Annotated in this window: 23 protein-coding genes; all 23 read left to right on the top strand. The window is 51.8% G+C overall.

All coding sequences use genetic code 11. The features are described 5' to 3' along the window. The first annotated feature begins 94 nt into the window (after positions 1-94). The 23 genes from spoIIIAA (at position 95) to NSB25_RS14300 (ending at position 23,124) form a co-directional block, all read left to right on the top strand. A complete protein-coding gene (gene spoIIIAA, locus NSB25_RS14410; RefSeq protein WP_103238943.1) occupies positions 95-1,060 on the top strand; it encodes a stage III sporulation protein AA in 966 nt (321 codons plus the stop codon). Then, complete coding sequence (locus tag NSB25_RS14405; protein ID WP_172455019.1) at positions 1,050-1,544, top strand: stage III sporulation protein AB; 495 nt, start codon at positions 1,050-1,052, stop codon at positions 1,542-1,544. Before spoIIIAA ends, NSB25_RS14405 begins: the two co-directional genes overlap by 11 nt. A gap of 17 nt (positions 1,545-1,561) precedes the next feature. Then, positions 1,562-1,756: a stage III sporulation protein AC gene (gene spoIIIAC, locus NSB25_RS14400; RefSeq protein WP_103238941.1), complete on the top strand. Its 195-nt coding sequence runs from the start codon at positions 1,562-1,564 to the stop codon at positions 1,754-1,756. 70 nt (positions 1,757-1,826) lie between these two features. Beyond that, positions 1,827-2,213: a stage III sporulation AC/AD family protein gene (locus tag NSB25_RS14395; protein ID WP_242982356.1), complete on the top strand. Its 387-nt coding sequence runs from the start codon at positions 1,827-1,829 to the stop codon at positions 2,211-2,213. Positions 2,214-2,253: 40 nt separating this feature from the next. Further along, entirely contained in the window at positions 2,254-3,291 is a 1,038-nt protein-coding gene (locus NSB25_RS14390) for a stage III sporulation protein AE (RefSeq protein WP_103238940.1), read from the top strand. Positions 3,292-3,304: 13 nt separating this feature from the next. Beyond that, entirely contained in the window at positions 3,305-3,772 is a 468-nt protein-coding gene (locus NSB25_RS14385; protein ID WP_103238939.1) for a stage III sporulation protein AF, read from the top strand. Positions 3,773-3,842: 70 nt separating this feature from the next. After that, a complete protein-coding gene (locus tag NSB25_RS14380; RefSeq protein WP_103238938.1) occupies positions 3,843-4,520 on the top strand; it encodes a stage III sporulation protein AG in 678 nt (225 codons plus the stop codon). Positions 4,521-4,609: 89 nt separating this feature from the next. Continuing rightward, entirely contained in the window at positions 4,610-5,404 is a 795-nt protein-coding gene (locus NSB25_RS14375) for a SpoIIIAH-like family protein (RefSeq protein ID WP_103238937.1), read from the top strand. Positions 5,405-5,515: 111 nt separating this feature from the next. Continuing rightward, a complete protein-coding gene (locus NSB25_RS14370) occupies positions 5,516-6,745 on the top strand; it encodes a phosphopentomutase (protein WP_103239102.1) in 1,230 nt (409 codons plus the stop codon). A gap of 18 nt (positions 6,746-6,763) precedes the next feature. Further along, positions 6,764-8,359: a peptide chain release factor 3 gene (locus tag NSB25_RS14365; RefSeq protein ID WP_103239100.1), complete on the top strand. Its 1,596-nt coding sequence runs from the start codon at positions 6,764-6,766 to the stop codon at positions 8,357-8,359. Between the two features lie 24 nt (positions 8,360-8,383). Then, entirely contained in the window at positions 8,384-9,646 is a 1,263-nt protein-coding gene (locus tag NSB25_RS14360; protein WP_103238936.1) for a transglutaminase domain-containing protein, read from the top strand. A gap of 67 nt (positions 9,647-9,713) precedes the next feature. Further along, a complete protein-coding gene (locus tag NSB25_RS14355) occupies positions 9,714-10,091 on the top strand; it encodes an Asp23/Gls24 family envelope stress response protein (protein ID WP_103238935.1) in 378 nt (125 codons plus the stop codon). Between the two features lie 64 nt (positions 10,092-10,155). Then, positions 10,156-10,575: a transcription antitermination factor NusB gene (nusB, locus tag NSB25_RS14350; RefSeq protein WP_103238934.1), complete on the top strand. Its 420-nt coding sequence runs from the start codon at positions 10,156-10,158 to the stop codon at positions 10,573-10,575. Further along, the gene (gene xseA / locus NSB25_RS14345) at positions 10,569-11,801 is read left to right on the top strand and encodes an exodeoxyribonuclease VII large subunit (protein ID WP_242982355.1); all 1,233 of its coding nucleotides are present in this window, start codon (positions 10,569-10,571) and stop codon (positions 11,799-11,801) included. The genes nusB and xseA overlap by 7 nt, the downstream gene beginning before the upstream one ends. A gap of 59 nt (positions 11,802-11,860) precedes the next feature. Further along, a complete protein-coding gene (gene xseB / locus NSB25_RS14340; protein WP_103238933.1) occupies positions 11,861-12,091 on the top strand; it encodes an exodeoxyribonuclease VII small subunit in 231 nt (76 codons plus the stop codon). Further along, a complete protein-coding gene (locus NSB25_RS14335) occupies positions 12,078-13,100 on the top strand; it encodes a polyprenyl synthetase family protein (protein WP_103238932.1) in 1,023 nt (340 codons plus the stop codon). The genes xseB and NSB25_RS14335 overlap by 14 nt, the downstream gene beginning before the upstream one ends. 32 nt (positions 13,101-13,132) lie before the next feature. Next, complete coding sequence (gene dxs, locus NSB25_RS14330) at positions 13,133-14,995, top strand: 1-deoxy-D-xylulose-5-phosphate synthase (RefSeq protein ID WP_103238931.1); 1,863 nt, start codon at positions 13,133-13,135, stop codon at positions 14,993-14,995. Next, positions 14,992-15,876: a TlyA family RNA methyltransferase gene (locus NSB25_RS14325; protein WP_103238930.1), complete on the top strand. Its 885-nt coding sequence runs from the start codon at positions 14,992-14,994 to the stop codon at positions 15,874-15,876. The genes dxs and NSB25_RS14325 overlap by 4 nt, the downstream gene beginning before the upstream one ends. Before the next feature lie 39 nt (positions 15,877-15,915). Further along, positions 15,916-16,779 carry an NAD(+)/NADH kinase gene (locus NSB25_RS14320; protein ID WP_103238929.1) on the top strand — a complete coding sequence of 288 codons (864 nt, stop codon included), beginning with the start codon at positions 15,916-15,918 and terminating at the stop codon, positions 16,777-16,779. Positions 16,780-16,792: 13 nt separating this feature from the next. Then, the gene (argR, locus tag NSB25_RS14315; protein WP_103238928.1) at positions 16,793-17,263 is read left to right on the top strand and encodes an arginine repressor; all 471 of its coding nucleotides are present in this window, start codon (positions 16,793-16,795) and stop codon (positions 17,261-17,263) included. 128 nt (positions 17,264-17,391) lie between these two features. Continuing rightward, on the top strand, positions 17,392-19,077 hold the full coding sequence (gene recN / locus NSB25_RS14310; protein WP_103238927.1) for a DNA repair protein RecN: 1,686 nt from the start codon (positions 17,392-17,394) through the stop codon (positions 19,075-19,077). Positions 19,078-19,179: 102 nt separating this feature from the next. After that, positions 19,180-20,604 carry a SpoIVB peptidase gene (gene spoIVB, locus NSB25_RS14305; RefSeq protein ID WP_103238926.1) on the top strand — a complete coding sequence of 475 codons (1,425 nt, stop codon included), beginning with the start codon at positions 19,180-19,182 and terminating at the stop codon, positions 20,602-20,604. 297 nt (positions 20,605-20,901) lie between these two features. Then, positions 20,902-23,124: a CRISPR-associated endonuclease Cas3'' gene (locus NSB25_RS14300; RefSeq protein WP_103238925.1), complete on the top strand. Its 2,223-nt coding sequence runs from the start codon at positions 20,902-20,904 to the stop codon at positions 23,122-23,124.

Here is a 23,124-nt window from a genome sequence, read left to right as displayed (position 1 = left end):
TACAGTATAACACAGAAAACAGAAAATCTATACTTTTTTTTCAGAGGAATATCTTTCTCTTTTCATCATATATTGGAGAAAGGAGGACAGGTCAATGGAAAATTCTATCTTACAGCTCTTCCCGTTTCACAGCCGCACGCTCTGGCAGCAGGTGGCCAGGGAGCAGGAACATATCCAGGAAATCCGGCTGCGGGCCGGCAGACCTGTAATACTGTATATGGAAGGCAGGGAGAGATATCTCACGGCTTCGGGAGAATTTACGGATTCAGTCCGGCAGGCCCGGACAATCACGGAAAAGGATCTGGAGGAGATGCTGGAGCATATCTGCCATTATTCTCCCTATGCATTCGAGGAGGAACTGCGGCGGGGATTTGTCACTGTGGCGGGAGGACATCGTGTGGGGGTGGCGGGACAAGCCGTGCTGGAGGCGGACGGAAGCGTGCGCACATTAAAAAATATTGCTTTTTTAAATATTCGGGTATCTCACCAGATGAAGGGCGCCGCAGACAGGGTGCTGCCGGAAATGTACAGAGAGGGAGTCCTGAAAAGTGCGCTGATTATTTCTCCGCCGGGATGCGGGAAGACGACACTGCTGCGGGACCTGATTCGTCAGATTTCCAACGGAAATACCTGGGGGAGGGGAATGACGGTGGGCGTGGTGGACGAGCGCTCCGAGCTGGCGGGGGCTTTCCTGGGAAGACCTCAGAATGACATGGGGATGCGCACGGATGTGCTGGACGGCTGTCCGAAAGAGACGGGGATGCTGTTGCTGCTGCGCTCCATGTCTCCCCAGGTGATTGCCATCGACGAACTGGGCAGCGACGGGGAATTGAAAGCCCTGGGACAGGCATCTGCCTGCGGGTGCAAGATTCTGGCTACCGTACACGGGGAGAACAGAGCGGACGTGGAGCGCAGATTCGGACGGGAGTCAATTTTCTGGGAACGTATGTTTGAACTGTTTCTGCTGCTGGGACGGGAGAATGGAGAATTCGTGATTAAACAGGTGGAAGAAAGGGGGGAGAGGAATGTTCAGAATTTTGGGAGGCTGTATGATTTTTAGCGGCTGTATGGGGCTGGGAATGTGGTATCGGTACCAGCTGACAGGCAGAATAAAAGCACTACAGGAGCTGCAGAACATTCTGGAGCTGCTGGCGGGGGAAATCCGTTATGGAAGAGCCACGCTGCCGGAATGCTGCGGACATGCCGCAAGGTATCTCTCCGCTCCCTTTGACAGGGCGTTTGCCAGAATAGGAGACAGGATGGCGGAAAATACGGGAATCTCTTTCGGGACGGTCTTCCGGGAGGAGACAGAGGGAATTCTTGCCATGCTGCCCTTAAAGGCGGAGGACAGGGAAAATTTTCTGCGGTTTACAGCCAAAACAGGGTTTTCGGACGGACAGATGCAGCTGCGCACAATAGAACAGAGTATGGAGCTTCTCCACGCCACGGAAGAACGGCAGGCGGGAGAGAACACCGAGAGGTGCAGAATGGCGGTAGGCCTGGGGGCGATGGGGGGATTATTGCTGATTCTGATATTGGTTTGAAAGATAAGTGAGGAGCCATGGGAGTAAGTCTGATATTTAAGATAGCGGCGGTTGGAATATTGGTAACCATATTGAGTCAGATATTGAAACACAGCGGCAGAGAGGAACATGCTTTTCTGATCAGCCTTGCAGGACTGATACTGGTGCTTACCTGGATTGTGCCGTATATATATGAGCTGTTCCAGACAATACAGACATTGTTCGCATTATAGGGACTTTACCCAATTGCAGTTTTTGGGACAATTTGTGCCGTCTGTGTGACGGCTGAATCAGGAGGCAGATGTGACAGTACTGATTAAAATCGCTTTTCTGGGAATTGCGGGAGTATTGCTGGCAATACAGTTCAGAGGAAGCAAGTCGGAATATGCCACTTACATAGGACTGGCTGTGGGGCTGATTATTTTTTTCTTCAGTATCCGTCAGGTGGAGGCGGTGACCGCACAGTTTTCCAGGATAAAAGGCTATCTGAACGGCGCGGAGGAATATCTGTCCATATTGCTCAAAGTAATCGGAATTACATATATCTGCGAGTTTAGTTCCGGAATCTGCAAAGACGCCGGCTATCAGTCGGTGGCCGGGCAGATTGAGATACTGGGGAAACTGACGGTGATGTTCTCGGGACTGCCCATCCTTTTTGCCGTGATTGAACAGATTCAGAGCTTTCTGTGACGGTCTTCCGGGAAAGCTCAGCAGGAGGCAGGTGACAGGTATGGATTTGAATCTTATTTGGCAGGATTACGGGCTGGATAAGCTGGAGGAGGGAATTGCCAGGCTTTTCCCGGAGAAAAGTCTGAGTCTGGAGCAATTGTTCTCCCAGGTGATGTCCGGGGATATTTTCGGTGCGCTGGGCTTGTTGTTTCAGGGAAGTATCTCTGATTTCCTGGGACAGGCTGCAAGTATGAAGAATATCTTTATCTGGCTGGTTGTGCTGGGAATTGTGTCTTCTCTGATGACGCATTTTGTGGAAATATTCGACAAGCGTCAGGTGGCGGACATGAGCTTCTATTTTATGTATCTGCTGTTTACCACGGTTTTGCTGAAATGCTTTCAGCAGGCGGCGGATACGGCCGCCCAGACCATTGAAAATATTACGCTTTTTGTCAGGCTTCTGGTGCCGGCCTATCTGCTTTCCGTGGGCGTTTCCTCCGGGGCAATTACGGCGGGGGCTTCCTGCCAGCTGATGCTGTTTGTGATATATGGTGTGGAATATATATTGTCGGCACTGCTGCTGCCTCTGATATACAGCTTTTGTATGCTGTCCATAGTGAATGGCATCTGGATAGAAGAAAAGCTCAGCTTTCTGATAGAGTTTTTGGGGAAGCTGACCGGCTGGGTTCTGAAGGGAGCGCTGGGGGTGGTCACGGGAATCGGCGTGTTTCAGAGACTGATTGCGCCGGTGGTGGATTCCGCCAGAAATTCCGCCTTTCAGAAGCTGGTATCTGCCATTCCGGGCGTAGGGGCTGCCGCAGGGGGAGTGGCGGAGCTTGTACTGGGGTCCGCGGTGGTAATCCGGAACAGCATCGGTGTGATTCTGCTGCTTTTGCTGTTGCTTCTCTGTGCGCTGCCGCTGCTGAAGATCGCTGTGATTTCCGGGGTGTTGAAATGTGCCGCGGCTTTTATGGGGATTGTCAGTGACAAAAGGATAACAGCCTGTGCGGACAAGACCGGCGATGCGGGGCTTCTGCTTCTTCGCACCACAGGGACGGCAATGCTTTTATTTCTGATTGCAATCGCGGTGACCGCGTGAGAAAGGAGAAGATATGCTGAATTCTTTTTTCCAGGCAATCTGCCGGGTGGGAATATTTATGATATGTGCACAGGCTCTGCTGCATTTCCGGGCCCAGGAGACTTATGAAAAATATCTGAAAATGCTGGTCAGCATTATGATTTTGATACAGCTGTTTATTCCCGTGGGCGTTTTTTTCATGGGCGGAAAAGGGGATGAGACTGCGGAGGCCTTACGGCAATTTAAGCAGGATATGGAGGCGGGGATTCAGGCTGCGGAGGAGACCGCAGCCGCGGCAGACGCCATTCTGGAACAGATGACATTGGAGGAAGTGAGAAGCCGTATGGAGGAGCAGGCTGCGGAACAGGCGGAGGAACAGACAGAGGAACAGGAAGACCACGGCACCATGACTCAGAACAGCGGGAGAGAGAATATTGAAGTGGAACCCATAGAACCGGTTTCCATAGGAACGGGATCTCCGGAAACACAGGAAGGCCGGTGACCTCCCGGATAAAAGGAAGCGGAAACTTTGGACGGCGGAGAGACATTTCCGAGGAGAAAGGCGGGAGAGGATGAAGGACTTGGACTGGAAAAAATGGATGGAAGAAAAGGGGTTCCGGAAATGGTTTCGCAGAGATAATTTTATCATTCTGGTACTGGCGGGAATTCTGCTGATTATCATAGCACTTCCGGTAAAAGACGGGAGAAAAAGCGACAGCGACGGGACTGCGCGGGTCGGCGGTGAGCTGACAGCGGACGTGGGAATGGGGAGCGGAGGCCGGGAGACGGAAGCCGCCGGACAGGAGACCGGGAGGACGGCGGATACAGACGAGGCATATGCCGCTCATCTGGAGGAGAGGCTGACGGAACTTCTGTCTCAGATGGAAGGCGTTGGAAAGGTGGAGGTGATGATCACCCTGAAAGCTTCCCGGGAACTGGTGGTGGAAAAGGAGCAGCCGGTGAGCCGCTCTTCCACCCATGAAAGCGACTCCCAGGGAGGAACCCGTATAATCAGCGAGACAGACTCCCGGGAGAACACGGTGTATCGCACGGAAGGGGGCGCAAGTGAACCTTATGTGATTAAGACACTGTCCCCTCAGATAGAAGGCGTGCTGGTAGTGGCGGAGGGAGCAGGGATCGGAACGGTGAACCGGACGATTGTGGAAACCGTGCAGGCCCTGTTCGGCGTGGAAGCGCACAAGGTAAAGGTGGTGCGGATGGAGGCGGACAGCCAAACGGAGGGAAAATGAGGATATCTTTTGTTTTGAAAAAAGGAAAAGCATATATCCCCGGGAAGGCTCATACAATGAAGTAGTAAAACACGAAGAGGGGAATCAAAGTGAAAAACCTAATCAAGAAAAATCAGCTTATGATAACAGCGCTGGCAATTATGATTGCAATCGCAGGCTATCTGCAGTTTGCGGGTAATGGACTGGAAGATGAATATCTGGCAACAGAAGACAACAACCCGGATACGGGCAGTGCCAGTCCGGTGGACTCGGACGGCATAATCAGCCAGAACGAAACACTGGACGGACTGCTGGATTTATCGGAAGAAGATTTGCTGGCGGGATATACAGATATTGAAAGTCTGGATACAGATACGAACATCATTGCGGACGACTATCTGGACAGCGAAATGGAAGTGGCCGATGTGTCAGGTACGGCAGAAGGAGAGGTGGCTGATGTGTCAGGCACAGCCGAAGGGGAAGTGGCAGGCGTTACACCGGAAGAAGGGGAAGTTCCCGGGGAAGCGGTGTTTACCTCCACGCCGGGAGTGTCGATGCTTTCGGACGCAAAGCTTCTGAAGGAACAGACCAGAGCGAAAAATAAGGAGACCCTGCTGGAAATCATTAACAGTGCCGGACTCAGCGACGACCAGAAGCAGGCGGCGGTAGACAGCATGGTGGAAATGACCGACATTGCGGAAAAAGAAGCGGCTGCGGAAATCCTTCTGGAAGCCAAGGGATTTCAGGATGTGGTAGTAAGCATTAACGGCGATGCCGTGGATGTGGTGGTAAATGTGGCGGCTCTGGACGATGTGATGAGAGCGCAGATTGAAGATATCGTAAAGCGCAAAACGGAAGTATCTCCGGAGAACATCATTATCAGCACGGTGGCAAATCAAAAATAAGTTTATTTTACATAGAAGAAATGATATGTTATAATGACCTTATTCAGGGCGGAAAACGGCCGGATGGCCAATAATCGGACAAAAGCTACAGCTGAGAGGACAGAAGAGTATATGAAAAGAGCATTTTTAATCATTCTGGACAGTTTCGGAATCGGTGCCATGGAGGATGCGGTTTCTTACGGCGATGTGGATGTGAACACGCTGAGAACCGTATCCTCCAGCCCGTTCTTTCATCTGCCCAATATGGGGGATCTGGGATTGTTCCAGATAGACGGTGTGCAGGTGAAGCAGATGGCGGAAACAGAGACTCACAGGGCGCTGATTGCCCGTATGACAGAGCGTTCCAGGGGGAAAGATACCACTATCGGCCACTGGGAGATTGCAGGCGTGTATTCTCCGAAGCCGCTGCCCACCTATCCGGAAGGATTTCCGGAGGAGGTGCTGGACGCTTTCCGGAAGAGGACAGGAAGGGGCGTGCTGTGTAATCTGCCCTATTCCGGAACGGCGGTCATTCAGGAATACGGGGACGCACATATGCGGACCGGTGATTTGATTGTATACACCTCGGCGGACAGTGTGTTCCAGATTGCGGCGCACGAGGAAATCGTTCCCCTGGAACAGCTCTATGAATATTGCCGCATGGCCAGGGAGATTCTGCAGGGAGAACACGGTGTGGGAAGAGTCATTGCCCGTCCCTTTGTGGGTCCCTGCGGGGGACAGTTTACCAGAACTGCGCACAGACATGACTTCTCCATTCTTCCGCCTTCCACAACCATGCTGGACCAGTTGTCGGAAAACGGGAAGACGGTGATTGGTGTGGGGAAAATAAAGGATATCTTTGTCGGAAAGGGAATTACCGAGTCTGTGTATACCTCCGGGAACGAGGAAGGTATGGAGAGGACGCTGGAGTATCTGGACAGAGATTTTGAAGGATTATGCTTTATTAATCTGGTGGATTATGATATGCTGTATGGGCACCGCAGAGACATAGACGGTTATGCGAAGGCATTAAGCCGCTTTGACGACTGGCTTCCGGAGATTCTTGGGAAAATGCGGGAGGAGGACATTCTGATGATCAGCGCCGACCACGGCTGTGACCCGGGTTACCTGGCCACTACAGACCACACCAGAGAATACACTCCTTTCCTCATGTATGGACCGAAGATTGCGCCTGCCAATCTGGGCACACGGAAGACCTTCGCCGACATCGGTGCCACAGTGCTGGATTATTTCGGGATTACACCGGCCTTTGAGGGAGAATCCATGCTGCAGTACAGAGAAGCAGTCACGCCGTCCCGGATTCCGGAAAAGTGTCAGCAGAGCGGAAATGAAGGACTATAGATGGAGGTTTATAAACAGATGAACGATTATACGGAAGAAATTAACCGCCGCCGTACGTTTGCGATTATTTCTCACCCTGACGCGGGGAAGACTACGCTTACGGAGAAGTTTCTGCTGTACGGCGGCGCCATCAATCTGGCTGGGAGTGTCAAGGGGAAGGCCACTGCCAGGCATGCCGTCTCCGACTGGATGGAGATAGAGAAGGAGAGGGGAATTTCCGTCACCTCCTCCGTGCTGCAGTTTGAGTACGGCGGCTATTGTATCAATATATTGGACACGCCCGGGCATCAGGATTTCTCCGAGGACACTTATCGCACACTGATGGCGGCGGACTCTGCCGTGATGGTAATCGATGCTTCCAAAGGTGTGGAGGCCCAGACCAGGAAGCTGTTCAAGGTCTGTGTCATGCGGAAGATTCCCATTTTTACGTTTATCAATAAGCTGGACCGGGATGCCAACGATACCTTTGATCTGCTGGACGATATTGAGAAGGAGCTGGGGATCGCCACTTGTCCTCTGAACTGGCCCATCGGATCGGGAAAGGAATTCAAAGGCGTTTACGACAGAGAGAATAAATGTGTCATCTCTTATTCCGACACGGAGAAGGGGACGAAAGAAGGGACTGCCACGGAGATTATGCTGGAGAACCAGGCGGATCTGCGGCAGGCAATCGGAGACAATGCGGTGGACAGGCTGCTGGAGGAAATGGACCTTCTGGACGGCGCGGGCGCGGAATTTGATCTGGATGCAGTTCGGGCCGGGAATCTGACGCCGGTGTGTTTTGGATCGGCGCTGACAAATTTCGGGGTGGAAATTTTCCTGAAGCATTTCCTGAAGATGACCACCACCCCTCTTCCAAGAAGATCGGATATAGGGCTGATAGAGCCCGGGGAAAATCAGTTCAGCGCTTTTGTATTCAAGATTCAGGCCAATATGAACAGGGCGCACAGAGACCGTATTGCGTTTATGCGTATCTGTTCCGGCAGATTTGACGCACAGATGGAAGTGCGACATGTACAGGGGGGCAGGGTTATGCGGCTTTCCCAGCCACAGCAGATCATGGCAGATGACAGGAAGATACTGAGTGAGGCGTATGCAGGAGATATTATCGGTGTGTTTGATCCCGGAATTTTCTCCATTGGAGATACCCTGTGCATGCCGAAGGAGAAATTCCAGTACGAGGGGATTCCCACCTTTGCGCCGGAGCATTTTGCCAGGGTGCGCCAGATGGATACCATGAAGCGGAAGCAGTTTGTCAAAGGGATAGAGCAGATTGCCCAGGAGGGCGCCATCCAGATTTTCCAGGAATTCAACACAGGTCTGGAGGAAATCATTGTGGGCGTGGTGGGCGTGCTGCAGTTTGACGTTCTGAAGTACAGGCTGGAGAACGAATACAATGTGGAAATCCGTCTGGAGAATCTGCCCTATGAGCATATTCGCTGGATTGAGAACAAGGATGAAGTGGATATCGGCAGGCTCAGCGGAACTTCCGATATGAAAAAGGTGAAGGACATGAAAGGAAATCCGCTGCTGCTGTTCGTGAATTCCTGGAGTATCGGCATGACGCTGGACAGGAATAAGGGACTGGTCCTGACAGAATTCAGCAGAAATTAAGCGAGGTAAAGGGGGAGCCTGCAGATGAGGCGAAGAAGGCGTAATTACCCGCATATCCTGTGGCTGGTGTTGTTTTGTGTGATGCTCACAGGTTGTGCGGACCCGAATATTCTGGATAATATTCCCAGGGATTTTGCTCTGTCCTGGGGTATGACGGAAGAAGATTCAGAGGAAGATAAGGGAGAGCCCTCTTCGGAAGCGTCTTCGGAGGAAGCGGAGATTCCTGCAGTATGCTTTCTGATGGAAGAGGCGGGTTCCTTTGCCCATGACAGCTTAAGTGAAGCGGAACAGCTTTGGTATCATGACATGGAACGGATTCTGGGGAGTTATGGGGAAGAGGAGGAGCTGAACACAGAGGGATTTGACGCAGGACTGGACGAGGCCGATGTGGACAGAATCTTTCAATGTGTTTTGAGCGACCACCCGGAGCTGTTTTACGTGGAAGGATATTCCTACACGAAATATACCAGAGGGGACAGGCTCACTTCCATTGAGTTTTCCGGAACGTATAATATGGATGTGGACACGGCGGCAGTGCGCAGTGAAGAAATACTGGCTGCCGCGGAGCAGATTCTGGCAGGTATAGACGGGAATGCAGGTGAGTACGAGAAAGTGAAATATGTATACGATACCATAATCCGCAATACGGACTATGATATGAATGCTCCCGATAATCAGAATATCTATTCGGTTTTCATTCATCATGCTTCTGTGTGTCAGGGATATGCGAAAGCGGCCCAGTATCTGCTCAACAGGCTGGGGGTGGAGTGCACGCTGGTGCTGGGGCTGGTGGAGACCGGAGAAGGGCATGCCTGGAACCTGGTGAAGGTGGACGGAGAATATTATTATATGGATGCCACCTGGGGGGATGTGTCCTATCAGATGGAGGATACCCGGCCGGGGGAGGATGTGCACAATGCCATGCCGGAAATCAACTATGATTATCTGAACGTGACCACGGAGGAGCTCCTGCGCACCCACTCCATCAGTGACGAGATTCCGATGCCGGTGTGTACTGCTGTGGCGGCCAATTATTATGTGCGGGAGGGCGCGCTGTTTCAGTCCTATGACAGGGAACAGATGGCGGCTTTGTTTTCAGGAGCAGCGGAGCGCGGAAAGCAGGACGTGACCATCAAATGTGCTGATACCGCCTGCTACGAAGAAATCCTGCATGCGCTGGTAGAGGGTCAGGAAATTTTTGATTATCTGAATGACGGTGAGAGCAGAATTGCATATGCTCAAAATGAAAAGCAGCTGTCACTGACATTTTGGGTGACAAATGAGTAGGGAATGTGGTATACTGGATAGTATCTGTAAAAGTATATTCAGAGCTGAAGGAAAGGCATGGTATATTATGGAAAAAGAAAGAGAGAACGGTTCTGTGGTACTGAACGAGGAGAAAAGCGTAGGCGTGGTACAGATTGCAGATGATGTGGTGGCAATGATTGCCTCGTTGGCCGCCATGGAAGTGGAGGGTGTCAGTTCCATGGCCGGGAATATTACCGGTGAGCTTATCAGCAGGGTGGGTATGAAGAAACTTGCAAGAGGCGTGAGAGTGACGGTGGCGGACCGCAGAGTGAAGGTTGATCTGGCTCTGATCATGGAGTATGGCTACAGCATTCCGGCCACCTGTCATCAGGTGCAGGGAAAAGTAAAGGCCGCCATTGAGAATATGACTGGTTTAAGCTGTGCTGATGTCAATATCCGCATTGCGGGCGTGAAGGTGAAATAGCGGGAAACGTCTGACCGAAGGCACAGAGCAAAAAGAAATCACAGATAACGGCAGGAAGTGTATCATGGGAAGACACGAGCAGAGAGAACAGGTATTCAGACTTTTGTTTCAGGTGGAATTTCACGAAGCAGGAGATATGCCGAGACAGATGAGGCTCTTTCTGGAGAACAATGAAGATATCAGTTCCAGGAAGGACGCAGATTATATAGAAGCACGGTGCCAGGCTGTCAGGGAGCTGATTCCCGAGATAGACAGACTGATCGATGAGAATACGGTAGGGTGGGAGACTTCCCGGATGGGCAAGGTGGAGCTGGCAGTGCTTCGCCTGGCTGTGTATGAGCTGCGGTTTGACGCGGACATCCCCGCAGGGGTTGCCATCGATGAGGCAGTGGAACTGGCGAAAGAATATGGGCAGGACAATGCCGGCGGCTTTGTGAACGCTATTCTGGCCAAAATTGTAAAATTGGATAAGGCTCCATGTTAATGGAGGCTTTCAGAAGCCGGGTGATTGAGATTCGTAATGTTTATACGGTAGGACAGGTAAATTCCTACATTAAGAATATGTTCTCGCAGGATTATTTTATGCGGGGTCTCTTCGTGAAGGGAGAGGTGAGCAACTGCAAGTATCATTCTTCAGGACATATTTATTTTACGCTGAAGGATTCCAAAGGGACCATAGGCTGCGTCATGTTTGCGGGCAGTCGTTCAGGTCTCTCTTTTCGTATGTCTGACGGGCAGCAGGTCATTGTGGGCGGAAATGTGGATGTGTATGAGCGGGATGGTAAATACCAGCTCTATGCAAAAGAGATTGTGCCGGACGGAAGCGGACTTTTATATGAAAAATTTGAACAGCTCAAGAGAGAGCTGGAGGAATGCGGCATGTTCGCTCCGGAATATAAGCGGCCCATCCCCAGGTTTATCCGGACTCTGGGAGTGGTCACAGCGGACACCGGCGCGGCTGTGCGGGACATTATCCAGATTGCGGGCAGGAGAAATCCATATGTCCAGATTATTCTGTATCCGGCTGCCGTACAGGGCAGCGAGGCTGTGCCGGGCATTGTGAGAGGCATCCGGGCGCTGGAGAGGCTTAAAGTAGATGTGATGATTGTGGGACGGGGCGGCGGCTCTATGGAGGATCTCTGGGCCTTCAATGAGAGAGAAGTGGCTCAGGCGATTTTCGACTGTTCCGTGCCGGTGATTTCCGCGGTGGGGCATGAGACCGATACCACCATTGCGGATTTTGTGGCAGACCTGCGGGCGCCTACCCCTTCCGCGGCAGCGGAACTGGCAGTGACAGATATTCGGGAAATCTCAGGAGAAATGGCAGCCTTCAGGGATACGCTGGAACGCCTGATCATGCGGAAAATAGAGGAGAAACGCGGACAGGCCCGGTATGTGGAGCTGCGGCTGAAAGCGTTCAGCCCGGCGGGACGAATCAGAGAGCGGAAGATGCAGACGATTTCTCTGGAGGAACGGCTGCAGGAGAGAATGGAACGCCTTCTGGAAAAAAAGCGTCATGAGCTGGCGCTGTATATTGAGAGAATGAAGGGACTTTCCCCGCTGGAGAAGCTGAACAGCGGATATGCCTATGTGGAGGACGGAGAGGGACACAATATCCGCTCCGTGAAACAGGTGAAGGAAGGCAGCCAACTGACTGTCCGGGTGAAGGACGGCCGCATTGGGGCACAGGTGACAGCAATTATGGAATAAGACAGCAGTGGGGCAGCAGCGGAACTAAGACAGCGGCGGAACTAAGATAGAGGAAAAAAATGGGTAAAGAGACAAAAAAACCCGGGCTGGAGGAGAATTTTGCCAGGCTGGAGGAACTGACGGAAGAACTGGAGCGGGACGATATTTCGCTGGAGGCGGCTTTTCAGGTCTACAGCGAGGGAATGGCACTTTTAAAGCGCTGCAATGACCAGATTGACCGGGTGGAGAAGCAGGTGCTGAAACTGAGCGGCGAAGGACAGCTGGAGGAATTTGAGCATGAATACGAATGAATTTGACAGCAGGCTGAAAGAGGCCGCCGGAGAGGCGGAAGAGATACTGCGGCGTTTTCTGCCGGAGGAGACAGGGCTGCAGCGGGAGCTTTTCGAAGCCATGAATTACAGTCTCACCGCAGGAGGAAAGCGGCTGCGTCCCATTTTGATGCGGGAGACCTATCGGATGTGCGGCGGAACAGACGAATATGTCATCGGCTGCTTTATGGCTGCCATCGAGATGATTCACACCTACTCTCTGGTTCACGATGATTTGCCGGCCATGGACAATGACCAATACCGCAGAGGCAGAGAGACCACCTGGTATGTATATGGGGATGCCATGGGGATTCTGGCTGGAGACGGCCTGCTGAATTATGCCTTTGAGACGGCGCTGAAAGCGGCGAAATGTCCGGGGGGAGAGTGCGGCAGCTTCTTCGATGCTTCTGCCGGGGAGGGAAAGGCAGCGGCCGGAAACTGTCCGGATGGCGGGAAGCCGGCCGGGGAGCATTCCGACAGGGAGGCGCTCTCCCGGATGATGCGGATATGGCGGGCCCTGTCCGTGCTGGCGGGGAAAGCGGGAGCCGGCGGTATGATCGGCGGTCAGACTGTGGATATCCTGGCCGAAGGCGGAAAACCGGAAGAGATGACAGAGGAGAAGCTTCTGTTTATTCACCGGTATAAGACCGCTGCCCTGATTCAGGCGGCCATGATGGTGGGGGCGATTCTGGCCGGCGCTTCGGAGGAGCAGGTTGCGGATATCGAAAAATGTGCGGCAGACATCGGAATTGCGTTTCAGATTCAGGATGATATTCTGGATGTGGTGGGGGACAGCAGAGAGCTGGGAAAACCTGTGGGAAGCGACGCCCAGAATCACAAGCAGACCTATGTGACGCTGAAGGGGATGGAACAGTCAAAGGCGGATGTGGAGAAGCTTTCCCTGGAAGCCGCCGCAATTCTGGACGGATTCCCGGGTGAGCATACGTTTCTGAAGCAGTTGATTCTGACGTTGATTCATAGGAGCAAATAGTGTGTTCCCACACGGAAGGGCATGGTTGAGTTATGTTGCTGGAAACCATAGAAAGAGCAAATGATATCAAGAAAATAAAGCGGGAGGACCTGAGTGCGCTGGCCCAGGAAATCAGAGAATTTCTCATTCAGAAAATCAGTGTCACAGGAGGACATCTGGGGTCCAATCTGGGGGCCGTGGAACTGACCATGGCTCTGCATCTTTCCCTGAATTTACCGGAGGATAAGATTGTCTGGGATGTGGGCCATCAGTCCTACACTCATAAAATTCTCACCGGACGCAAGAACGGTTTCGAGTCTTTACGCCAGTTTCATGGCCTCAGCGGTTTCCCAAAACGCAAAGAAAGCGAATGTGACGTCTTCGACACAGGACACAGTTCCACTTCCATTTCCGCAGGACTTGGACTGGTGAAGGCCAGAGATATCACAGGCAGAAAAAATATAGTGGTCTCCGTGATTGGAGACGGCTCTCTCACCGGTGGTATGGCTTATGAAGCCCTGAATAATGCCTCTAAACTGGAGACAAATTTTATAATTATTCTGAATGACAACAACATGTCCATCTCCGAGAATGTGGGAGGTGTCTCCAAATATCTGAACAATATCCGCACTGCGGCAGGCTATCTGGATTTTAAGAAAGGAATTTACAATGCCCTTCAGGGAACCAGGAGAGGGGACAGCATGATAAGCAGGCTCCGGCGGGCGAAGAGCAGCTTTAAACAGCTGGTGATTCCGGGCATGCTTTTCGAGGATATGGGAATTACATATCTGGGACCGGTGGACGGGCATGATATCGGCGCCATGGTCTCCGTGATTCATGACGCGAAGCGGGTGGAAGGCCCTGTGATGATTCATGTTCTGACCCAGAAAGGGAAGGGGTATGAGCCGGCGGAGAGACATCCGGCCAGATTCCACGGAGCGGAGCCGTTTGATATTGAGACAGGGATTCCTTCTCACCCCAGGACGGAGGCAAACTATACGGATATTTTTTCCACGGTAATGTGCAAGCTGGGACAGCGGGATGAGAAAATCGTGGCGATTACAGCTGCCATGCCGGATGGAACAGGTTTAAAGCGATTTCGGAATATGTATCCGGAACGATTCTTTGATGTGGGAATTGCCGAGGAACATGCGGTGACATTCGCCGCAGGGCTTGCGGCGGGAGGAATGAAGCCTATTGTGGCAGTGTATTCCTCGTTTCTGCAGAGGGCTTACGACCAGATTCTGCATGATGTCTGTATCCAGAATCTGCCGGTGGTATTTGCCATAGACCGCGCAGGACTTGTGGGAAGTGACGGGGAAACCCATCAGGGGATTTTTGATTTTACATATCTTTCCGGTATCCCCAACATGCATATCTGCGCGCCCAAAAACAAATGGGAGTTGTCGGATATGCTGAAATATGCTGTGGGACTGGGCTGTCCCATTGCGGTTCGCTATCCCAGGGGAACGGCATACACAGGACTGTCGGAGTACAGGGCGCCTGTTGAATTCGGCAGGGCCGAATGGATTTATGAGGAGGAGAAAATCGCTCTGTTTGCGGTGGGAAGTATGGTGAAAACCGCGGAGAAAGTGCGGGAGGTTCTGAAGGAGAAAGGACATGGGGTCAGCCTGATTAACGCCCGTTTTGTGAAACCCATCGACCGGGAGGCCGTGAAGAAGGCCTGCGGAAATCACGGACTGATTGTGACTATGGAGGAAAATGTATCCTGCGGCGGCTATGGGGAAAAAGTGCTGGAATATATGAATGAGAGTGGATATAAGAACGGATTCCTGAATATCAGCATTCCGGATGCCTATGTGGAGCATGGGAATGTGGAACTGCTGAAGCAGGAAATCGGCATAGATGCAGAGAGTGTTGTGAACAGAATCTGTGAGGCTTTGAAGGAGAGATGAAAGAACGGTTGGATGTGATTCTGGTGAATCAGGGGTATGCTGCGTCCAGAGAGAAGGCAAAGGCTGTCATAATGTCCGGCAATGTGTATGTGGACGGACAGAAAGAGGACAAGGCGGGAACCTTTTTTGACCAGGAGAAAATAAAGCTGGAAGTGCGGGGGAATACCCTGCCATATGTGAGCAGAGGGGGCCTGAAGCTGGAAAAAGCCATGAAAAGGTGGGAGCTGTCTCTGAATGGCATGATATGTATGGATATCGGCGCTTCCACGGGAGGATTTACGGACTGCATGCTGCAGAACGGCGCGTCGAAGGTGTATGCCGTGGACGTGGGACATGGGCAGCTGGCCTGGAAACTGCGCAACGATGAGAGAGTTGTCTGTATGGAGCAGACAAATTTTCGATATATGGTGAGAGATGACATACAGGACGATCTGGATTTCGCCAGTGTGGATGTGTCCTTCATTTCTCTGACGAAGATTTTGCTGCCGGCTATGAAGCTTCTGAAGCCCGGGGGCCGGATGGTCTGTCTGATCAAACCCCAGTTCGAGGCGGGAAGAGAGAAAGTGGGGAAAAAGGGTGTGGTGCGGGAGGCGCAGACCCACAGGGAAGTGGCGGAAAAGGTCATAGATTTTGCGGATATGATTGGATTTACCGTGCTGGATATGGAGTTCTCTCCAGTCAGAGGACCGGAAGGAAATATTGAGTACCTGCTGTATCTGGAAAAAGACGTGGAGAGGGCGGGGTGCCGGGAGATACCAACGGAACAGGAGGCTCTGGAGTGTCTGAGACTCCTCACGGAGGAGAGGACGGGGCTGTCTCATACTCTGCGTTGGGAAACGCAAATCAGAGAAACCGTGGAGAAGGCACAGGAAAGTCTGTAATCCTTTCGGGAGCGGCCGGGGAATTTTTGGGGAGGGCGGATGAAACATTTTCTGATATATGCCAACGAATATAAAGATAAAAATCTGGTCACGGCAAATCGCATCCGTGATTTCCTGCAGCTGAAGGGGCAGCGGGCGGCCATCTCTGTCATGGGCGGCGGCCGGGAGGCGGGAAGGGAACCGGGCGAAGGGGGCACGGAGGATATTCCGGCGGACGCGGACTGCATGATTGTGCTGGGCGGTGACGGCACCGTGCTGGAGGCGGTAAGAGCGGCAAAAGGCCGCCAGATTCCCATTATCGGAGTAAATCTGGGCACTTTGGGATATATGACGGAAATCGAACCTTCCGGCCTGGAGGAAGCGCTGGAGCGGCTGATTGCAGGAGACTATGTGCAGGAGAGCCGGATGATGCTGAACGGCCGGATTTTACTTTCGGACGGCCGGGTAAAGGAAGGGTGGGCCTTAAACGACATTGTGATTTCCCGAAGCGGTTCTCTGCAGATAATACGGTTCGGCATATATGTGAACGGACAGTTTCTGAACCAATATCATGCGGACGGTATGATTGTGACAACGCCCACCGGCTCCACCGGATATAATCTGTCGGCGGGCGGGCCTCTGGTGGAGCCCGGGGCCGAGCTGATTATGCTCACGCCGATCTGTCCGCATTCCCTGAATCAGAGGAGTATCATTCTGTCTTCCAGGGATATTGTGGAGATAGAGATACCGGAGTGCAGAGAGGGCAGGGAACAGACGGTGGAGGTCAGCTTTGACGGAAGTCATGTGACGCCGCTTCGGACCGGGGACAGAATCCGGATTGCCAGGTCGGACAAGGTGACGGAGTTTATCAGGCTGAATCAGGTCAGTTTTCTGGAAGTGCTTCACAGGAAAATGCAGGGGTAGCGCGGAGGGAGCGATGAAAAAGAAGAGACAGGGAAAGATTATTGAAATCATACAGAAGTATAATGTGGGCACTCAGGAGGAGCTGGCAGACAGGCTGAGAGAAGAAGGATTTCAGGTGACACAGGCCACCATATCCAGAGATATCAGGGAACTGAAGCTGTCAAAGATGTCCGCGGAGGACGGCGTACAGAAATACATTGTGCTGGAGCAAAACGGCGGAGAGCTGGAGAACAGGTATGTCCGTGTGCTGCAGGAAGCATATTCCTCCGTGGACACGGCCCAGAATCTGGTGGTGATCAGGACGGTATCCGGTATGGCAATGGCGGTGGCGGCAGCGCTGGATGCCATGAAGCTGCCGGAGATTGTGGGCTGCATTGCCGGGGATGACACCATTTTTGTGGCGGTGCATACGCAGGAAGAAACAAGGCTTTTAAGAGAAAAGGTGCGTATGATTGTGGCCAGGGAAGTTCACAGTGAGGAATGATACGGAAAATCTTTTGGTACAGTTGACAGATCACGGGAAGGACTGTGATTTTTGGAATCAGCAAAAGATAAAGTAAGCGGGCATGTGGGAGAAGGATATTCTGGCTGAAGCCAGAAAGGAGATAGAAAATGCTGCAGAGTTTACATGTGAAAAATTTGGCGCTGATGGAAGAAACGGAAGTGGAATTCGGCCGGGGACTGAATATTCTCACAGGGGAGACCGGCGCCGGAAAGTCCCTGCTGATCGGAAGTGTGAATCTTGCTCTCGGGGGAAAATTCGAGAAGGAAATGCTTCGCAGAGGGGCGGACAGTGCGCTGGTAGAGCTGGTATTTACCAGCGAGGATGAGAGGGTGCGTCAGAAACTGCTCCAGCTGGAGCTGGAGCCTGAGGAGGACGGAACTGTCATTATCAGTCGGAAGATGCAGACGGGCAAAAGTGTCTACCGGATGAACGGGGAGACGGTTACGGCCAGACAGGTAAAGGAACTGGCAGAGCTTTTGATTGATATCCATGGTCAGCATGAGCATCAGTCGCTGTTGAATAAAAAGAAACATATGGAGATTCTGGATGCTTACTGCGGAGAAGCCTGTCTGCAGGCGGCGAAGGCAGTGGAGGACGCATACAGAGAAAGCAGGGAGCTGCGGCACTCTCTGGAGGAAGAGTCCATGGATGAAGAGACCATGGCCAGAGAACAGTCTCTGGCGGAATTCGAGCTGCAGGAAATCGAACAGGCACAGCTGAAGCCAGGTGAAGACGAAGAGCTGGAACAGCGATACCGTTTTATGATAAACGGGAAAAAGATCATGGAAAATCTGGCGGAAAGCTATCAGTATACCGGAAGTGACTTTGAAAGCGGAGCCGGCAGTGCGCTGAGCAGGGCATTGCGGGCGCTGGGCAATGTGGCCGGACTGGACGAGCGTCTGGGAGAGCTGGAGGGTCAGCTTTCCGAGATAGACAGTCTGCTGGCTGATTACAACCGGGATTTGGCGGAATATATGAGCGACTGTGAATTTGACGATGAAGCTTTTTCAACTGTGGAGGAACGGCTGAATCTGGTGAACCGTCTGAAAGATAAATACGGGCAGTCCATAGAGGCCGTGCTTGCTTACGGCCGGGAAAAGCAGGAGATGCTCCAGAAGCTCAGCGATTATGATGACTATATGCGGCAGTTGGAAGAGAAGCTGGCCGCATCTGAAAAAAGGCTGGAGGCGGCATGTGAAGTGCTTTCCGGAATTCGCAGAGAGAATGCCGCGGTGCTCACGGAAAAGCTGAAGGCGGCGCTGGTGCATCTGAATTTTCTGACGGTTGAATTTCAGATTGCAGTAAACCGTGGTTCTTCCGTTACTGCAAAAGGCTATGACGACGTGGAATTTCTGATTTCCACCAATCCGGGGGAAGGACTGAAACCATTGGGACAGGTAGCCAGCGGAGGCGAGCTGTCCCGGGTGATGTTGGCAATCAAGACCGTGCTTGCAGGAAGAGATTCTATCGACACTCTGATTTTTGATGAGATTGACGCCGGTATCAGCGGCAGAACGGCGTGGCGGGTTTCCGAACAGTTAGACACGGTTGCCCATGCACATCAGGTGCTCTGCATTACACATCTGCCGCAGATTGCGGCTATGGCAGACAGACATTTTGTCATCGAAAAAAGCAGCAGCGCGGATAATACCATCACGGATATTCGCGTGCTGGAGGAGGAGGAGAGCCTGGGAGAGCTGGCCAGACTGCTGGGCAGCGACGCCATGACGGAGGCTGCTCTGTCCAATGCCAGAGAGATGCGGGTGCAGGCGCTGGGGCATAAGAAAAAGTAAATATTTCATTTATCAGAATGAAAAAATAAAAATTTCACATACTAAACAGGTGTAACGGTGAAAATGGCGAGATAATGTAAAACCGGTTAGGAGTATGTGAAAATGAGACGGAGCAATGAGACCAGACCTGTCAGAAAAATAAAATCTGTTATAGACGGAAAAAAATTCCCCGGCGGAGAAAGCGTCCGGGGGAACAGTGAACAGCTGAAAAAGCAGGCCGGTAATAATATGGTGGTTCTGTTGCAGAACTGGAAAAGCCGGGAAAAGCGATATAAAATTTACCGCGCTTTTCTGAGCCTGACGCTGCTTATAAGCTGTCTGTCGCTGACAGGCCTGCTCTATTATTACATTGACAGCAGCATTCCTTCTGTGATTAATGTGCGTGCCGGGGAAGCGGAATCCTTCTACCTGGGAGTCCCGGCCAGAGCGGAAATTGTGGCGGCCAGCGACCAGGGGGTCAGCAATATCCCTCAGGGGGCCGTGGACATAGATTTGAGCAAACCGGTGACTTTAAGGGCGGCCATGGAATCCAGCTATCAGATGCAGGTTAAGCTCTTCGGCTTTCTGTCCTTCAAGAACGTGGATATCCGGGTGATTGAGGATCAGGAACTCATTCCGGTGGGAACCCCTGTGGGAATCTATGTGAAGACGGACGGTGTGCTGGTGGTAGGTACAGGAGAATTCCAGGGCAGCGAGGGTATCAGCTATTCTCCGGGGAAATACATTCTGAAATCCGGCGATTATATCCGAAAGATAAACGGGGAAGCAGTAACGGAGAAGGATGATTTCATCAGGCGGGTGGAAGAAAGCGGAGGAGCGGAAATACGCCTGACTGTGGAGCGGGACGGCGAGCTGATGGAGGCGGAAATCAAGCCCGAACAGGACGTCTCCGGCAAATATAAAATCGGAGTCTGGGTACGGGATAACGCTCAGGGAGTAGGCACCATGACCTATATTGACAGTCATGGAAATTTCGGCGCGCTGGGACATGGCATCACGGATGTGGACACCAGTACGCTGATGCACATGGAAGGGGGAACCCTTTACCAGACGGATATTGTGGATATTCAGAAAGGGACTTCGGGAAATCCCGGCGAGATGACCGGGATGATTATTTATTCGGATGAGCGTATTCTGGGAGATATCACGGACAACAGTGTCCGGGGCATCTTCGGCGCCTGTAACAGCAAGGCTCTGGAGATGGGAGTCGAAGAACCCCTGCCAATCGGACTGAAACAGGAAATTGAAGAGGGAGTGGCGCAGATTCTGTGCACAGTGGATGGCAGTACCAGGTATTATGACGTGGAGATTACCGCGGTGCATCTGGACCACGACAATGTGAACCGGGGGATTGAGCTGACGGTGACGGACCCTGACCTGCTTGCCGTGACCGGCGGCATTGTCCAGGGCATGAGCGGCAGCCCCATTATCCAGAACGGGAAATTCATCGGGGCTGTGACCCATGTGCTGGTACAGGACAGCAAAAAGGGGTATGGGATTTTTATTGAAAATATGCTGGAGCATTGAGAAGGGCAGCATAGCAGAAAAAGAAAGCGAGGCCGCGGCAGGCTTGCCTGCCAGAGTCCTCGCTTTCTTTTTATGCGTGATGTCCGGCGCAAGCTATGCAGCTGGAAATATGAAGCAGTATTAAGATATGATATCATGCAAAATGAATAAAATATACGAAAAATGACATAACCATTTTTGTGGAATATGGTTGACAAAAAGATATTGATAGGTTATTATTCTTAAAAATAGCTAAAAACAACTAAATTTCTATTGGCATACTCAGCGTTACTACAATTACGGCAGAGAGGAAATTCTATGAGAGAATGCTATTATGCAAGAAGCGCGAATGTGCTCGGGGAAAAGGAGACTCTTGAGCATCATGCGCAGCGCGCTGGCAAATTGTGTGGCGAATTTTTAAAACCAATAGGTTATACGGAAATCGGAGCGATCCTGGGAGGACTGCATGATTTTGGGAAAGCAAGCGAGCGTTTTGCGGAGGTGCTGGAGGGAAAGCGGGTGCATGTGAACCATGCGTATCCGGGAGCGGCGCTGGTGTATTGGCAGTATGGTCAAAAGAAAACAGCCAGGATGCTGGCAACTGTGATTGCTGCACATCACAGCTGTCTGGACGGCAACTGTATTATGAGTCTGAAAGAATTGATGCAGGGAACCGGGGCCGGGTATGACGAAGAAGGCAATCTTTTTTCGCTTTTTGGCATGGCGGAAATGAAAGAAGCCTTAGATGCGTTTCAGCGGGAAAATCCGCGACTTATGGGGATAAAAATTCCAAAGTCTCTCCCGGATGAGGAGGATGGGGTTGCGGACATGCTGTTGGCGCGTTTCCTGCTTTCTGCGCTGGCAGATGCGGATTACTCCGCCTCAGCGGAGCATTTTCAACCGGATTACCTGAAGACCCATACAGGACCGGCGCTGAATCCGGATGATGCTTTGGAACATCTTTTGCTGATACGAGCTGAGAAACAAAAGCTTTCCAAGTCCTCACCCATTCTGAATGCTCTTCGGGACCGGCTTTTTGAGGACTGTCTGCGTGCTGCGGAATTGCCGCCGGGACTGTATACGCTGACAGCGCCTACCGGCCTGGGGAAGACTCTGAGCCTTTTGGCCTTTGCTGCAAAGCACTGTATAAGATATAGACAGATGCGCAGGATTATTCTGATTCTTCCGTATCTTGCGATTATGGAGCAGAATGTGCGGGATTACAGGAGGATTCTCCCGGAATTGTTGGAGAGCCACAGTGCCGCAGTGTTGGACGAGAGAGCCAGACTTTTGGCGGAACGATGGGACGCTCCCTGTATTATCACCACAAATGTAGGCTTTTTTGAGCCCCTGTTTTCTGCCAGGCCCACGGACTGCAGGCATCTGCATCAGCTGGCGGGCAGTGTGATTGTTCTGGACGAAGCCCAGTCTTTGCCGCCTGACTTGTTGGAGGCTACACTGCGGACGGTGAATCTGCTCTGTGCGCAGTACGGTTGTACTGTAGTGTTCTCTACGGCCACGCAGCCGTCTTTTCAGCATCTGCCTGGTTTGGAATGGAAACCAACGGAAATTGTGCCCAATCCGGACAGGCTGTTTCAGGCTACAAGGCGCGTTACATATGACTGGCGGATGGAGGAGCAGGTCTCCTACAGACAGATTGCGGAGGAGCTGATTTCCCATAGACAGGGATGTGTTATCGTCAACTTGCGGGCACACGCGGAAAAGCTCTTTTGTATTTTGGAAGAAATCGTATCAGATGCTGAGTCGGACGGGATTTTTTATCTGACCAGCGACTTGTGCGGGGCGCATAGAATCAAAGTTTTGGAGGAGATAAAGAAACGGCTTGCGGAAGGAAGATTATGCTATCTGGTGGCAAGCCAGTGCATTGAGGCGGGTGTGGATTTGGACTTTCCCATAATTTACCGGGCACTGGCGCCTTTGGAATCAATCATTCAGGCAGCGGGCAGATGCAATCGAAACGGCGACAGCGCGGACGGCCAGGTGATTGTTTTTCTTCCGGCGGAAGAACGTTTGTATCCTCCCGGAGGGTATTATCAGAGAGCCGCTCTCTGTGTAAAGACACTGGCTTCCCGGCATCCCATTGATTGCTTTGACTTAAAGCATATGGAAGAATACTACGAAATCCTGTATTCCAATGGGGATGGGGATAAGGAAAAGCTGAAAAAGGCATTGGAAGACAGAGACTATCGGAAAGTGCAGGAAGCATATAAACTGATTGAATCCAAGGGCGTACAGGTAATTGTCCCCTGGAAAGAGGAAATGAAGCTGTTTGATTCTCTTGAGGAAGAATATAGAAAAAATGGTCTGACCCGGGATTTGATAAGACGCGCAAGACCGCTGACAGTCTCTTCTTTTGCGGAGGATAAGGTAAAGGAATGTTGTATTCCTCTGTTTTTCCGGACCTATGGGAGGGAAAGTGAGGTACAGACCGACTGGTATCTTTTGGGGAATCCGGATTGCTATCATGAGAAGCTGGGACTGCATTTTGGTGTATTAGAGATTTTTGACGGGATTTTCTGA

Origin of the sequence: Acetatifactor muris (assembly GCF_024623325.1) — a bacterium.
GTDB lineage: Bacteria > Bacillota > Clostridia > Lachnospirales > Lachnospiraceae > Acetatifactor > Acetatifactor muris.
The sequence above is the reverse complement of the archived record's forward strand: the minus strand, read 5'-3'. Positions and strand labels throughout refer to the sequence as shown.